General features: G+C 48.7%; 13 protein-coding genes and 1 tRNA gene. 2 read left to right on the forward strand and 12 right to left on the reverse strand.

What is annotated here, in order from left to right:
* Positions 1-158 precede the first annotated feature (158 nt).
* Genes hpt through MKY41_RS13780 form a run of 3 tightly spaced genes read right to left on the reverse strand, consistent with a single transcriptional unit; the run spans position 159 to position 4,597 of the window.
* The gene (hpt, locus tag MKY41_RS13770; protein WP_340745552.1) at positions 159-701 is read right to left on the reverse strand and encodes a hypoxanthine phosphoribosyltransferase; all 543 of its coding nucleotides are present in this window, start codon (positions 699-701) and stop codon (positions 159-161) included.
* Positions 702-720: 19 nt separating this feature from the next.
* Positions 721-2,154, reverse strand: coding sequence for a tRNA lysidine(34) synthetase TilS (gene tilS, locus MKY41_RS13775; protein ID WP_340745553.1), 1,434 nt, complete (start codon positions 2,152-2,154; stop codon positions 721-723).
* Between the two features lie 34 nt (positions 2,155-2,188).
* Positions 2,189-4,597 carry a SpoIIE family protein phosphatase gene (locus tag MKY41_RS13780; protein WP_340745554.1) on the reverse strand — a complete coding sequence of 803 codons (2,409 nt, stop codon included), beginning with the start codon at positions 4,595-4,597 and terminating at the stop codon, positions 2,189-2,191.
* 180 nt (positions 4,598-4,777) lie between these two features.
* Here MKY41_RS13780 and MKY41_RS13785 point away from each other — a divergent pair.
* Positions 4,778-4,851: transfer RNA gene (locus MKY41_RS13785), tRNA-Met, on the forward strand.
* Positions 4,852-5,205: 354 nt separating this feature from the next.
* Here MKY41_RS13785 and MKY41_RS13790 read toward each other — a convergent pair.
* The 7 genes from MKY41_RS13790 to MKY41_RS13820 all read right to left on the reverse strand — a co-directional run bounded on the left by MKY41_RS13790 (position 5,206) and on the right by MKY41_RS13820 (position 10,810).
* Complete coding sequence (locus MKY41_RS13790; protein WP_041072506.1) at positions 5,206-5,628, reverse strand: S1 domain-containing RNA-binding protein; 423 nt, start codon at positions 5,626-5,628, stop codon at positions 5,206-5,208.
* Between the two features lie 129 nt (positions 5,629-5,757).
* On the reverse strand, positions 5,758-6,168 hold the full coding sequence (locus MKY41_RS13795; protein WP_340745555.1) for an FtsB family cell division protein: 411 nt from the start codon (positions 6,166-6,168) through the stop codon (positions 5,758-5,760).
* 53 nt (positions 6,169-6,221) lie between these two features.
* A complete protein-coding gene (gene yabQ, locus MKY41_RS13800; protein WP_340745556.1) occupies positions 6,222-6,689 on the reverse strand; it encodes a spore cortex biosynthesis protein YabQ in 468 nt (155 codons plus the stop codon).
* On the reverse strand, positions 6,686-6,982 hold the full coding sequence (gene yabP, locus MKY41_RS13805; protein WP_041072500.1) for a sporulation protein YabP: 297 nt from the start codon (positions 6,980-6,982) through the stop codon (positions 6,686-6,688). The genes yabQ and yabP overlap by 4 nt, the downstream gene beginning before the upstream one ends.
* A 485-nt stretch (positions 6,983-7,467) precedes the next feature.
* A complete protein-coding gene (locus MKY41_RS13810; RefSeq protein ID WP_340745557.1) occupies positions 7,468-7,758 on the reverse strand; it encodes an RNA-binding S4 domain-containing protein in 291 nt (96 codons plus the stop codon).
* Positions 7,755-9,212 carry a nucleoside triphosphate pyrophosphohydrolase gene (gene mazG, locus MKY41_RS13815; RefSeq protein ID WP_340745558.1) on the reverse strand — a complete coding sequence of 486 codons (1,458 nt, stop codon included), beginning with the start codon at positions 9,210-9,212 and terminating at the stop codon, positions 7,755-7,757. The genes MKY41_RS13810 and mazG overlap by 4 nt, the downstream gene beginning before the upstream one ends.
* A 5-nt stretch (positions 9,213-9,217) precedes the next feature.
* Positions 9,218-10,810: a putative polysaccharide biosynthesis protein gene (locus tag MKY41_RS13820; RefSeq protein ID WP_340745559.1), complete on the reverse strand. Its 1,593-nt coding sequence runs from the start codon at positions 10,808-10,810 to the stop codon at positions 9,218-9,220.
* Positions 10,811-11,045: 235 nt separating this feature from the next.
* Between MKY41_RS13820 and MKY41_RS13825 the strand changes: the two genes are divergently transcribed.
* Positions 11,046-11,414, forward strand: coding sequence for a hypothetical protein (locus MKY41_RS13825; protein ID WP_340745560.1), 369 nt, complete (start codon positions 11,046-11,048; stop codon positions 11,412-11,414).
* Positions 11,415-11,486: 72 nt separating this feature from the next.
* Here MKY41_RS13825 and spoVT read toward each other — a convergent pair whose 3' ends face one another.
* Together spoVT and mfd are read right to left on the reverse strand one after the other, a co-directional pair.
* Entirely contained in the window at positions 11,487-12,023 is a 537-nt protein-coding gene (gene spoVT, locus MKY41_RS13830; RefSeq protein ID WP_340745561.1) for a stage V sporulation protein T, read from the reverse strand.
* A gap of 139 nt (positions 12,024-12,162) precedes the next feature.
* Positions 12,163-15,684 (reverse strand): transcription-repair coupling factor, encoded by a 3,522-nt coding sequence (gene mfd / locus MKY41_RS13835; RefSeq protein WP_340745562.1) that lies wholly within the window; start codon positions 15,682-15,684, stop codon positions 12,163-12,165.
* Positions 15,685-15,735: the final 51 nt, after the last annotated feature.

Here is a 15,735-nt window from a genome sequence, read left to right on the forward strand (position 1 = left end):
GCCGGAGGCTTTGTCTTTATTCAGCGAGCAATTGGACGCCCACTGAATTGGAAATAAAACCGCATTCAACTCACCATCTTATAGAGCTGGAAGTCTTCAGCTGAATAAAGACAAAGAGCTTTTCCTCCATCTTGTCAAGAGGGCAATCCTGCAAGCTCTTAGAAAGAATAAATTTCCTTCTTTAACACGCCGATATAAGGCAAGTTTCTGTATTTTTCCGCGTAGTCCAAACCATACCCTACGACGAAGGCATCCGGGACAATAAATCCAACATAATCCGCTTTCAGTTCGACCTTACGCCCGGTCGGTTTATCCAGCAAAGTTACAATTTTGATGGAGTTAGCCTTCCGATACTTCAACAGGTCAACGAGATAGCTTAATGTTTTTCCGCTGTCGATAATATCCTCGATAATAAGGACATCCCGTCCCTCTACGCTGGTGTTCAAATCTTTAATGATTTTCACTTCACCTGAGGAGACGGTCGCGTTGCCATAACTGGACACGTCCATGAAATCCAATTCGATGTAAGCGTCAATCTTCTTCATCAAATCGCTCATGAAAGGCAATGCACCTTTCAACACGCCGATGGCAAGCGGAAACTTATCTTGGTATTCTTCGGTTAAAACGGCACCGAGCTCACTAATTTTTCCTTCTATTTCTTCTTCCGTAATCAGTACTTCTTCGATATCTTTTGCCAACATCGAAATCCACCCTCTTCCACTAATTCTCTAGGAGTTTATCTTCTGCAAGCGCAGGTCGTCTCTTCATTGCAAATATGTATGGCTGGCCGGTCCTCCTCTTCGAGAAAGCCATGCCGTATCGCACTCCTGGTACAGCACATACATCCCCTTGGGCGGTAATAATTACGGGTAAACGATCGCGCTCTGTCCTTGCGATCTTTTCGTCGATGAACAGCCTCGATAGCCGCTTTGGATGCGGCATCCCTTCCAATAGGATCCGGTCTCCGTCTTCCCTGATCCGTGCAAAAAGCGGAAAAGCCACATCGGGGAGAGTGAAATACATGATTTCGGTTCCATCCTCCAGCATGTCTTCCTCTACTTTATGTACATCATCCCAAAGAAGCTCGAGCCCATTTGTCCATGGAGTCCAAACGCCTTTCTCCAATCGTTTTTGAGTTGTCGGTTCATCGGCAAATTGTCTTTGAGTGAAAAACAATTTGCCATATTCCCTTACAAAACGAAATCCTTCCGGCAGGTCAACCGTGACATTTCCTTGTTGCGAAGAAACATGACGCAGCAGTTGTTCAGTTAGCGCGTCACGGTATTCCACCGATATACGCCGACCATCATAAAGATAATTCAATAGTAGAGGAATCGCCCTCCTTTGTAAAGCGACGGGCATGCCGAAAAAGGCATGGTCATCAATGAAAGGGAGTGCGTTTTCATCAAATTGTACGAATTGGCCAACCCGCTCCTCGACGAGCTGCCAAAGCAACTCATTATCCTCTTGCAATCTGTTGGAAATCCGGACGGCATTAACAGCCGCCGACGCGTTTTCCCCCAAGATGAAGGGCAGTAGCTGATGACGGATGCGGTTCCGCATATAGTCGTCGCTTTCATTACTTGGGTCCTCTCGATACGGTAATTCATTCTCCGCGGCATACCCCTGAATATCCGTTTTGGTAACTGGGAAGAACGGACGGATCAGCCTGCCGACGCCCAATTCCCGTTCCGCTGGCATGCCAAGCGGCGGGACCCCCTTGGTCATCTGCATCAACATCGTTTCCAGTTGGTCATCGGCATGATGGGCCGTCACCAAGCAGGCGAAATCATCCTTTTGCATAATTTCTTCAAATAAAGCATATCTTCCAATACGGCATACCGCTTGGACATTGCCCCCCTTTTCGGCAAGAATGTCGGGGACAGGCACACTTCTGCCGTAAAACGGAATGCCGTACTGCTTGCATAAGCTGTTCACCAGCACACCGTCCTCGGCAGACTCCTCCCCTCTCAACATATGATCCACATGGACAGCGGCGACTTCGATCCCCCACCTTTTTCGGCGGCTCGCCATAAAATGAAGAACCGCAACGGAATCGATCCCCCCCGAACAAGCGACCAACAAACTGTCCCCCCGTTTCACAAGCCCATTTTCCTCAATAAAACGTAAAACGGTCCGTTCGAATTCTCCCAAAGCTTCACCATCCCCCCAACTCTTTCACTTCTCTCTATCCTATCATCTTTTCCCGGGAAATAACCGATGAATTCGGTCTGAATCCTGTCCATTTCGGAAGGGCGTGGTCCACCCTCATGACGAGCACCGTCCGGTCATCCCCTACCGCCCTGAACCTGCGCTCCATTTCATTCATAATCCGGTCGGCAATCTTATCGCAATCCGAATGTCCGCATCTTTCAAGTGTGCTGTATATTGCCTTCTCTTGTATTTCCAATGAAATCTCGCCATTTAACAGTCCATCCGTCATCATGACAATTAAATCACCGGATTTCAATTCTTCGTTTTTAGCCTCCACTGAAAATGATGGTAAAAAGCCGACCGGGACCGATTTACTGTCCAATCTGATAAAGTCTTCCCCTCTTTTGATATACGTACTCATAGATCCGGCCTTCCAAGACCAAAGGCGTCCTTCCTGCAAGTCGACCAAAGCGAGATCCAGCGTGGCGTACATATCGTCCAACCCATTTAACGCCATCATATAATGTAGCGTGTGCATTGCCGTTTCAGGATTCATCTTCCGATTCAGGCACTCACGCATCAACCGGATCACTTTCCTGCTCTCCCGGTAGGCATTCAGGTCCTGTCCCATTCCATCTGATAACAGAACAGCCGTCAAGCCTTCATGGATCGGAAAAACTTCATAGGCGTCCCCCGCTTGGAAGGATCCACTTCCCGATGCCGCCGCAATTCCGTATTCCAATGAAAAACGAACAGCGGAACCGAATGTCAATTGTAAATGAGGGAACGGATGCTGCTGGACAGACGACTTGACGACTTGGAACGGTTCATTATACTGCTCCTCCAGTATTGGCAGCACCAATCGTTCCGCCACCGTCGTATCCGTTTCGAAATCAGATCGCTTTTCCGGGATGCAGATGACAATCCGACGGGCCCCTCTCTCGCCTGACAGAATATCAATCTGGAAGAATTCGATATTCCTTTCTTTCAACGACTTGGCAATCTCCTCCTCGTCTGGTTTATAGACGGAAATATCCTCTTTAATTTCATTCATCATCTTCTCTAGATGGGCGCTCATGTCCCTCAGTTGGAGGGCCAACATTTTACGGCCATGCTGAAGCTGACCGTTCAAAAGACGGCTGGCGGACTGCTCCTCCAGCTCCGCGACGAGTCCGGTGAAGCGGATACATTTATATCGGATCTTTTCCTCCACTTTATGGCGCGCCGCCTTCTTCGTCACGGAATACGTCGCCTCCCATGCCTGGAATAAGCGCGGCATCTCCTCATCCTGTCCCTCCCAGCATTTCGAATAGCGGAAACAGGACTGACAGATGGAAGGAACCGCCCGCACGGCCGATGCATCCGTCGAGGAGAATCGGTCTTTGACGAGCGTGGACATGAACTCTGCAAATTGCTGGAAGTCCGCTAATTGTTCATCCAAGCGCTCGGCCAGCCACTTTTGCCGCTTTTCCGAAACTTCCTGCCGTTCGGGAAACAACGCATGACGAAGCGGATCCACCTTTTTGGTAGGAATCAATAGAAATAAAATCGAAGCCACCCCAATCGAAACAAAATAGGAAGTATCCAATGGCAGTGTCAAATCATAGAGGAGAAAGAACACCGACACAAATAATCCCGACAAGGCAATGCCCATTTTGCCGAATCGCCTCAAGGCACCCGCGAGGAATCCGGTCATGCCATACACGGCCATCATCCCGGTGAAGGACAGCTCCGCTATGCCAATGATTGCTGCAATGATCATCGCGACCGTGGTCGAAAACGGAATCCCGCCTGCCAGAGCCGCAAGCAAAATTGTCAAATGGATCAGGGTACTTGCAATTGACACATGGCCGATCATCACCCCGCTCATCCCGGTCGCCGCCATCGCACCGATAATACAAGCCGCACTCAAACGTTCCGGCGTCCATTTTTCAAAATAGAGGCGGTCGATCGGGGGAAAGGCGACAAACAGGAAGAATGTCATGAATAAGGCAAGCACCGCTTCATATCCGATGGCCAGCTGGACCATGACCGGCGGCTGCCCCGCATGCATGATAAATTGCCATACGACTTGGACGACGATTAGACATCCCGCGACGGTAATGGGAACGGATTTCCGTGTGAATGGATATTTGATGACCGCATTGAATAGAATAAGTTGCAAAAGATGGAGGATCGCTTGTCCAAGACCAAGGAAAGCGCTTCCGGCCATTCCGCCGATAAAGACCCAGATCAAGTGTTTACGGAAACGCGCCTTTGCCAATGCCCACACCGGAAGAAAAAACGGAACAGCCGCATCAAACAAGACCGCTTGCGATAAAAAGAAGGAACCGAGCAAAAATAAGAGTGAGATGAATAGATACAGTTTTCGTTTTCCGATTGCCTCGATATACATACGGATGGACTGCCCAGCTGAATGTTCCACATTGCTCATCATTTTCATATCCCATTTCCCCCTATGTTCACTTTTCATTGAGTATACATAGAAGGACAACAAGAAATTGTCTGTTCCTGGCGGGTGGCCAAAAAAATGTTTCGACGTGTTCCGGGACTGTTTTTCTTTTTTCCTAAGCGGGTTGACACATGCGGGGTTCCCATGTATTATGAGTATTGTTGCAAGCAAGGCGGCGTAGCTCAGCTGGCTAGAGCGTCCGGTTCATACCCGTAAGGTCGGGGGTTCGACTCCCTCCGCCGCCATATTGAAGAGACAAAATCGGATAAATGAAAAAGCAGCTTTGAACTGAAAAGGCTGCTTTTTTTTATGAGCTTTTCTTGTCGATTTGCTACCGTTTCTAGAGTTCTTCCTCGAAGGAGTAGCCATGAATCGCCATAAAAGCAGAAACATAACCCTGTTCGACGGCGTCTAACTTCTTAGGCCAAAATAAAAGTACAAAGCCCCGACAAGCGCCGGCCGACTAAAATTGCCGTGTCCTTGGTACTCAAAGCCTGGCCGTAAGCTTTTAATTTCCTAAGACACAAAAAAAATCCCGCGCCCCTCATATGAGGCGGGGATTGCAATGTCATTTTTTCCGAATTGAAACAGCCAGCAAGTTATCCTCTTCTTGCTCCGCGTCCACCACGTTTGGACTCCGTCGCTCTCTTGAGAGTGGAGAGGCGTTCTTCACTATCTTTCATGAACTTTGCCATTTTCTGTTCAAAATTTTCTGGACGATCATTCATTGGCCGACCGCCTTGACGAGGACGATGCGGGCGCTGAGGACGTTGTGGGCGTTCGGATTCAGGCTGTGCTTTACGAATCGACAGACCGATTTTGCCATCTGTTCCGACATTCATCACTTTCACTTCAACCATGTCGCCTACTTTTAAATGATCATTGATGTCCTTGACATAATTGTCCGCTACTTCACTAATATGGACCAAGCCTGTCGAACCGTTCGGTAGCTCAACAAATGCTCCGAAGTTTGTGATTCCTGTTACTTTACCCTCTAACTTGCTGCCTACTTCAATTGACATAAAAAAAATGCTCCTCCTTAAATTTTAAGCGGGCCTCGCACCGGAAGCCGTGCAACCGTATTGACGGGTCCTGCTAAGTGCAAGATTCCTACTCTTATTATAGCCAACAAAAAAAGAGTGTCAATAAGACTACTCTTTTCCTTCCATATTTCCATCCTTTTTTTGGTGCTTTTCAGGGATGGAAAATATGATTTCATTCCGGTCTGACAAGAAATATTCTTTTCTCGCCAGCTTTGCAATATATTCATCATCGTCCAATTTCACAAGTTGCTTTTCCAATAATTCCTGCTCTGCTTGCACTTCTTGCAATTGGACAGTCAACTCGGCCTTTTGCTGCTCTTTATCAGCCAAGACCTGTTTCTGTTTAAAATGGGTGTGGATCAATGCACCGAAAAAGATAGCCGAAATGATGCCAAGTACTGCCAGCCTGCGAAACAAACGGACTTTCCGCGCCGCCTTCCGTTGCTGTTGTTTTTGGAGATTGCGGACGTATTCGGTTTGAATCGATGCCACTGTTGCACGCGACGATCGTTCCTCCATGTCTTGCACATCCTCTCTTCACATCATCCGATCAGTATTTCATAAAGTATACATCAGTCTTCCTTCGTTTTAAAGAGTTTTCTACGAAGGGCCTGATAGAGCCGGATGAACGGTGTGAAGAGAAGGATGATCAGTCTGATGAAAATTCGGATGATCCGCCGTATGATGGAGATTATGATACGCAAGACAAACAATATGGGCCTCACCACAACTAGCAGGATGATGCGCCCGACCAATCGAAACGGCTTGTGGAAAATACTCGCATACAAAAGCAATCCACAAATCTGGGCAATCGGATCATACATCCGCCAGGCCCCGTCCCTGACAAGGAACAAGACATAGAATGACCCGCAACCGACCACAATCCACCCGATCGCTTCAAACCAGATTGCGTGTCTGCGGATAAATGACCGTTTTCCCATATTCGTCGTCCCGGTTTGAATCAAATCGATGAGTGCTCCGCCTGCCACACCTGTCCCGATCATCGCCAGGAGACTAAGAAACTGGACGGAGAGGCTCATCCAAATAATTTATGGAGGAAATTCCGTGATCCTGATTCTTCTTCATCGTATTGGATGGTCGATACCGTCCCTTCCAATGTGAGAAGCCCCTTATCGACATCGAGATGGACGATGCGCAGTTCCTCCCCGCGTATTTGCAGCATGCCTTGCGATGTCCGAATGAGGAATTCTTCTTGGTCGAACCGGTCGATTGATTTGACTGAAGTGAGGTCCATCCTTTTTCTGTTGCGCATTGTGACTACATGATCACCTGATGGGATTGTATACGTAGGGCTGTCCGTCTGGATTTGCATATGCTTCCTCCTTTGCTTGTACGTTCACAGCCATCTTATGCCGTGCGGCTTGAAAAGATGACAGGAACATTCACGTTGCAAAAGGAGGACACTGGCCGTTCTTCGAATGCTTACCGACGGCGCAGATAACTCTACCGGAAAACTGATATCTTGGCAAAACTGCTGATAACTTTCCCGAACGGCTGTTACTTCTTCACAACCGCTGATAACTCTACCGAACGGCTGATACTTCTTCACAACCGCCGATAACTCTACCGAACGGCTGATACTTCTTCACAACCGTCGATAACTTTCCCGAACGGCTGATACTTCTTCACAACCGCCGATAACTCTACCGAACGGCTGATACTTCTTCACAACCGCCGATAACTCTACCGAACGGCTGATACTTCTTCACAACCGCCGATAACTCTACCGAACGGCTGATAACTTTCCCGGAGAGCTGATATCTCAGCGCAACTGCTGAAATTCACACTTCCCCCTTTTCAATCCTCATCGTCAATAAATTCCGGCTCTACCTTTTCCAACTTTTCCTCTTTCAATATTATGTACATGGACGCGGCATCTTCTTTTTTCGTAGAGTCTTTTAATACCTCGACTCGTGCAGTGACGATTTTTTGGCCGAATCGGATGGCCAATTCATCGCCTGCCTTCACTACCGAAGAAGCTTTCGCCACTTTCCCGTTAATCGTAATGCGGCCTTGGTCGGCCACTTGCTTCGCTAAAGTCCGCCGTTTGATCAAGCGGGATACTTTCAAAAACTTATCTAATCTCATTTCTTTCTCCTTCCTTTCGCTTGTTGCCAAAACTCTTCCAGTTCATCCAGTGTGTAGTCGGTGAAATTCCCGCTTCCCTCTTTTACCTGTTGTTCGACAAATGAAAAGCGTGAATGGAATTTTTGATTGGCGTGAATCATCGCCTCTTCCGGCGAGATTTTCAAGAACCGTGCCAGATTGACGAGCGTGAAGAGGACATCCCCAAGCTCATCCACTTGGCTTGCGGGCGTTCCTTCCTCCACCTCCTGTCGGAATTCCGCCCATTCCTCCTCGAACTTGTCAAAGGCTCCTTCAATATCCGGCCAATCAAACCCGACTTTCGCCGCCTCTTTTTGATAATTAAAGGCTGTCAACAAAGATGATTCGGACCGTTCCTGCCCCTTCAATAAAGACTCTTGCTGCGGTTTTTCGCTCTTTTTAATATCCTGCCAGTTCCGCAATACTTCCTCCGAATCTTTCACATCAATATCACCAAACACATGGGGATGACGGCGGATCATTTTGGAACCGATCGATTCTAAAATGTCTTCCATTGCAAAAAAACCATCGTCTTCCCCGATTTGTGCATGAAGGAACACTTGCAATAGAACGTCGCCCAGTTCTTCGATAATGGCCTCGTCATCCTCCTGGTCGATCGCTTCCAATAGCTCATGGGCCTCTTCCACGAGATAGCGTTTCAACGTTTCATGCGTCTGTTCCCGATCCCATGGACAGCCATCCGGCGCGCGCAAAGCTGCTATGATTTCACGGAACGTCGCCCATTCTTTCAGGCGCTCTTCCCGCTTTCCAACAGGCGGGACGTACACCGTCGTCAAATTGTCGATCGTCGTCTCCCGATCCAGTTCAAACAGTGGGACGGTTCGCAGCTGTTCCTTGGAAGAACCAGCTGCCGTCACAATCGTCACCGGATGGTCGTACGCGTACTTTTCCATCAAGGCCAATTTCACCTCAGAAGCGACGAACGCATCATACACCTGTCCAATGAGGACATGTTGCTGCATATGGACCTCATCCCGCTTCAAATCAGTTCCATCAAGCAATTGAAATCCTTCAATTGGATCGATGCGCAGCGCAGCAAAAATAGGGTCTAGAAAGCTGTTGCCGCCTAAGATATCAAGGCTTGCTTCACCTGCGTTCTCCCTTTCGATCAATAACTGCACGGTCCGTTCCGCTACAAGCGGATGCCCCGGTACGACATAAGTCACCGGGCGATCGGCCGCCATCCGAAGCAGTTCCTCGACAATTTGTTCATAGACGTCCTCAAACGCATCATTCCGTTCGTAAATTCCGTCGAAACTTGCCAGTTCCACGCCTTCCGCCTTTAACTCCGAAACAGCAGGATGCTGGTCTGTTCGTGCGACAATGATGTCCGCTTCTTTCAATTTTCGGTAGGTACCGATGGATAGTTGCTCCAGCTCGCCTGCACCGAGGCCGATAATTGTAATTCGATTCATGTTCTTCACCTTCTATTTTTATTCAGCCAGAGTTGGATGACGGCCAACCGTTTGCCAAACGGTAGCAAATACCAATCCTTCTCCGCCATTATACGTGATTTCATGACGACACTTAAGAAAACGGCTGCACCCAGCGCGACGGACGACAGCGCAATTAGGGCGGAGCCGATGCGGGATGGCAGTTTGTCGAACAATACCCAGTCGCCTAGAATCATCCACGACATAACAATTGCCGCCATCAATACAGTCGCGGCCACTATCCATCCATAGAAACGGATGGGCGCAAGCGCAATCGGCCAAACCTTCTTAAAATATAACAAAAGGCCAAGCGAAATGGCAGCCAATCCGATGTTCCCCGCAAGGGCCGCACCGGTCACATCGAAGAGCGGCACCCCTACATAATTGGAAACTATTTTAATAACGAGTCCACCCGCAAGGAGCAACGTCGGGATTTTCACTTTTCCAGCCCCTTGCAAGACGGCAGTCAACGGCAGGATTAAAGATAGCCAAAAAATTTGGAATGAAAAAATGATCAATGTCAGGGAACCGTCTCTCGTCTCGAACAACATTTCATTCACATAGGGCATTACGAGCGCGAGGCCGGCCGCCGCCGCCCAACCGAATAAAAATGCTGTCCGGAACGTCAAGCGGATGAAAGGCAAGGCGCCCCTCCCCTCTTCTTTGGGGGCATGATGCGCGATGAGCGGGACAATCGCCAATGCCAATGTCGTCGCAATCAAGATTCCCATTTGGACGAGTGGATGACCACGGTCATAGACACCTTTCCGTGCCATGGCGGCTTCCTCCGCAAACCCGTTTGCCAACAGACCATTGTAAACGGTGAATGAATCGACCAATTGAAATAACAGGAGAATGAGTGAGCTGGCACTAACGCTAATGCTGACAACCGTCAATTCTTTAACGATCGGCCAAGGTTTGACCCCTATCAACGGGCCTTGGAACAACTTTCGGGAATAAAACGCAAGGATTGCGACCCCGGCAGCCTGTCCAACGACGCCACCCCACATCGCGATGGTTCCGGTTGTATAGAGGCTTGCGCCTGCATGCACGGCAATCCATGTCCCCACTAAAATAATACAGACCCGGACCGCCTGCTCACCAACACTGGAAACAGCAACCGGCACCATGTTCCCCTCTGCTTGAAAGGAGCCTTTCAAAACGGCCAGTGCCGGCATGACAAGTACAATATACGCACCGGTCCGGAGCAAGGGGGCCAACTCCATATCCCCCATCGAGCGTGCAAAAAACGGAGCCAAAACAGTCAGCCCTATAAAAAAGACAAGGGAGACCAGGGCTAAATAAAAAAACGCAATTCGCCTCGTTGCGTTCTTTTCATCTCGGCTCTCGCTAGCCGCCAAAAGTTTCGAAACGGCAACCGCAAATCCGTAAGAAGTCCAAACGATAAAAATTCCAATGAACGGATACACTTGCTGGTAAATATAAAAACCTTTATCCCCCACTAGGTTTTGAAAAGGCACACGATAGACCGCGCCGAGCACTCTGACCAGAATAGCCGACACCGCCAAAATCGAAGCGCCTTTCATGAACGTTTTCATATTCCAATCCGCTGAAGACATGGCCGCGCCTCTTTCAATGTTTGAATAAACTTAGTATACCATCATTGAAAAAGGTGCTGATATTAAAACAATATCACACTGTTTTACTCGCCGATGCTGTTTCACACCACCTTATATCCAAATAGTTCATTGAGAGACCATTTTTTATATGCTATTATGTTATGTAAAATAATACATATATCCCACTATTTGCATAGACTCATACAGGGGAAATTATTCTGAGAGGAGGATTTAAATGCGGAAGTTAGCACCCATGGGATTACTTTTCTTGGTGCTTTTATTCGGATGTTCAAAAATGACCCTGGAAGAACAGGCAGAGAATGTCCTATCCAATTACCTGTCGGCATTGGAAAACCATGATATCAATGCGTTGGTAAAGTACTCAGATGACTTGAGGTTTCCTGACAAGTCGGTGCAAAAGGAAAACTACCTTGATATAGAGCATACCAATCCTATTGCGAAAATCATCGAACTTCAATCCATCAGTCCGACCGAGTTTGAAGCTACCGTTGAAATAGTTGAGGAGGACGGGCAATTGGAATTAACCCTTCCGATCCAGCAAAAGAAAAACAAATGGAAAGTGATTGTCGGGCAAGATTTATAAAGCTTTCTAACCCACTGCCCTAATATTAAAAACAGCCCCAGCGGACCATTCATTGGTACGAGGGGCTGTTTCCTATTGCTCCATCTGTTTGGACAGAAAATGGGCTGCGGTTTCCACCGCTTTTTGTTCGACTTCACCAACGAAATGCACTTTGGATAAGATGTAGACCGCACCGATTGTATCGCCGCCTGCGACAATTGGAGCGATGCAGTACGATTTCACTTGCTCCACTTGACCCGGGACCCACTCGATTGTTTTTTCGAGCTTTTCCGTGATGACTTTCCGGGTGGCCATCATTTCCTCGACATCCGGCGACAGTTGCCGATTCATATAGTCCTTCTTGGACAATCCTGCAACCGCGATCATTTCGTCACGGTCACTAATGAGTGCAGGAGTCCCCAGCGTTTCATATAAAGTCTCTGCGTATTCTTTCGCAAACTGTCCAAGCTCGGATATTGGTGAATATTTTTTCAGGATGACTTCTCCGTCTCGGTCAGTAAAAATTTCAAGCGGATCCCCTTCTCGGATCCGGAGCGTCCTCCGTATTTCCTTCGGGATGACAACCCTTCCCAGGTCATCGATTCTGCGGACGATTCCTGTTGCCTTCATGCATGATGCCTCACTTTCCACAAAATTGGACGTTGCTTTCATTACTGGTCCTAGTATGCGTCAAGTTTGGACAAAATATGCAAGAGGTCCTGAACACGGGGTCCGATGAAACAAATTCCTTCACGGGCCCATATATTTATCACGCCGAAGCGTAACTCACGGATGTTTGAAGCAGCTTCATGACTTCTTCCAATATGTCAAACACCTGCTGCTTTCCGGCGTGGCGCTCGTCTATCGTTACGATCAATTGATTGTTCTCCATCGTGAATCCGACTGCCCGGCCGAATTTCACGGATTCCGACACCAACTTCCCGCCATCCGTTTTTGCCGTCCCTTCCGGTGTTAAGCGAATTTCGATAACCGAACGCGGTTGTTTGATGGATTCCACACCTGCCGAGCGGGCCCATACTTTGACACGGGCAATGCGAAGCAACAGATCGGTTTCGAATGGCAAGTCGCCGAAACGGTCGGTCATCTCATCGACCAATTCCCCGTATTCCTCTTCACTTTCAATCGCTTTTACCCGTTTATACATCTGGATTTTCTGGAATCCGTCCTTAATATACGATTCGGGGATATACGCATTGACCGGAATTGAAATTTCCACATCCGGCACATCCTCTTTGGCCACACCCGTCCGTTTTTCCTCAATGGCCTCCTGCAACATTTGGGAATACAGATCGAACCCGACCGAATCGATGAACCCGTGCTGTTGCGAACCGAGGAGGTTACCCGCTCCCCGGATGGACAGGTCTCGCATCGCGATCTTGAAGCCGGAGCCGAGTTCCGTGAATTCCTTGATCGCCTGCAAACGGCTTTCGGCGACTTCTGTCAATACTTTATCCCGCTGATAGAGGAAGTAGGCATACGCGACCCGATTGGAGCGTCCGACCCGTCCGCGCAGCTGATACAGTTGGGAAAGCCCCATCTTATCCGCGTCATGGACGATCAACGTGTTGACGTTTGGAATATCAATGCCCGTCTCGATGATAGTTGTCGTCACCAAGACATCATATTCGCCTTCCAGGAAACTTAAGATGATCGACTCCAATGCGGATTCCCCCATCTGACCGTGCGCGAATGCCACTCGGGCTTCGGGGACGAGCTGGCGAATTTCATCCACTTTGCGCGTCATATCTTCCACTCGGTTATATAAATAAAACACTTGTCCGCCGCGAGCCATTTCCCGCTCAATCGCTTCCCGGACCAACGCAAAATTATGTTCCATGACATACGTCTGGACGGGGAAACGGTTGGACGGCGGCGTCTCGATAACGGACAGATCCCGTACACCGAGCATCGACATATGGAGTGTCCGAGGAATCGGCGTCGCCGTCAGCGTCAGGACATCGACATTTGTCTTCAATTGCTTTAGCTTCTCTTTATGCGTCACGCCGAACCGCTGCTCTTCATCGACAATCAGCAATCCAAGGTCCTGATAAACGACATCCTTCGATAACAGCCGGTGTGTGCCGACAACAATATCGATCGTTCCTGCTTTCAAGCCTTTCAACGTTTCAGTTTGTTCCTTTTTCGTCCGGAAGCGATTCAACAAAGAAACTTCCACAGGAAAGCCGGTAAACCGCTCTTTCATCGTTTCATAATGTTGCTGTGCCAAAATGGTCGTCGGAACGAGGAAAGCCACTTGTTTCCCATCCGAAACCGCCTTGAAAGCCGCCCGGATGGCCACTTCTGTCTTCCCGTATCCAACGTCTCCACAAAGCAAGCGGTCCATCGGTCTTTCCTTTTCCATGTCCTGCTTCACTTCCACGATGGAACGGATCTGATCTTCCGTTTCATCATAAGGGAACGCATTCTCGAAAGACCGCTGCAAATCATCATCTGGGGAAAAGGCATGCCCTTTCTCTGCCTCTCGCTGCGCGTAGAGCTTGATCAGGTCATCCGCAATATCTTTGACGGCCGCGGTCACTTTGGACTTGGTCTTTTTCCATTCGCTACCGCCTAGCTTGTGCAATTTCGGCTCTTTTTCACCCGATGCAATATATTTTTGAATCAAATCAATCTTGTCTGTCGGCACATATACTTTGTCATCCCCGCGAAAATGAATGAGGAGGAAGTCTTTGTCTACGCCGCCCGAACTCAGTTTTTCAATGCCGATATATTTTCCGATGCCGTGATGGACGTGCACGATGTAATCACCAGGCTGGATCTCCGAATAACTTTTAATTCGCTCGGCGTTCGACATTTTTTGCGGGCGTGCTTTTCGCTTCGGTTTGCCCTTGAATAGCTCGGAGTCGGTCAACACCGCCATACGCTGGAATGGAAGTTCGAATCCTGCCGACAAATCACCGTTGATAATGGAAATGGTGCCGGCTTCCGACGTGACATCGGAAACGACCGACTCCATCTCGTAATCTTGCAGGATCCCTTGCACTTGCTTCATCCGTTCTTCGCCATCTGCTACGACGAAGATGTGATAATTGCCTTGTTTCCAACGTTCTATTTCATGGACCAATAAATTCATCTGTCCGTGGAATTGCTGCATCGGCTTGCAGGAGAAATTCACCGTCTTCTTCACTACGATTCCCGGGATGGAGCGGACAAATAGGGATAGATAGATGCGCTGTTGCTCCAGCATCCCATTCATCTCTTCGAAAGAATAGGAAATTTTGGCGTCATGGACTATTTTCCCGTCTTCCAGGAGAGCCGTGACCCATTCCCGTTCCTCCGCTTCCAGCGAACCGGCCACCTCCGCGATCCGGCCGATTTCATCGAACAGGACAAGCCCGTCCGAAGGAAAGTAGCTTCCGAGGAATGAAAGCGTATCCTTCGCAAATGAGGCATACTTCAACATGTTTTCCGGAAAAGAGCCTTCCCGCAATAAACCGATGTCGTGCATCATATTGCGAGTTAGACGCTCTTTCGCCTCTTCATTTTTCATTTTCTTCAAACTGGATCCGAGCGCCAGTTCCAGATTTTCTGCGATGAGAGCCCGATCAGATTCGGACCAGACAAATTCAGTTGCCGGCAAAATAGTGATCTCATCCAGTTTGCCGGTGGAACGTTGATCTTCCGCCGAAAACGTACGGATGGAATCTACATCGGTATCAAAAAGCTCGATGCGCACCGGTTCTTCCCGGTTGAGCGGGTACAGATCAAGGATACCCCCGCGCAACGCAAATTCACCCGGCGCCGTCACCATAGGTTGTCGGATATATCCCATGGAAACGAGTCGGGGCAGCCAATCATCCGTCTCTATCGTATCCCCTACCTTAGCCTCCAGTGAATTCCGCAACCAACGCTCTTTGGTCGGCACCAGTTTCTTCATCCCCGCGACCGGAGTGATATAAATGCCTTTACCGACACGGGCCATGTGGTCCAGCGTGTCAATTCTCTGAGAACGCAATTCATAGCTGGATATGGAAAAGTCCGCGGCAATCAATTCCTCAGCCGGGTACAGGTGGACAAGAGGCTCTCCCACCATCTTCACAAGATCCTCATAGGTCCGCTGCGCCTGCAGCAAATTCGGGCACACGATGAGAAGCGGGCGCGGGAAAGATTTTTGAAGAGTTTTATAAAACACCGCTTTTGCCCCGCCAGTCAGCCCGGCGACCAATTGACGGTCTTTTTTCATCTCCAATTCTTCCACCAAACTGTGAATCTCTTTTTCTTGTAGTAATAAATCTATGAGCGCTTCCATTGCGACCGGTCCTTTCTTTTACTAAATACCATCAAAGATTGACTGATCCAC

The sequence above is a fragment of the Sporosarcina sp. FSL W7-1349 genome, from assembly GCF_038003045.1.
Taxonomy (GTDB): domain Bacteria; phylum Bacillota; class Bacilli; order Bacillales_A; family Planococcaceae; genus Sporosarcina.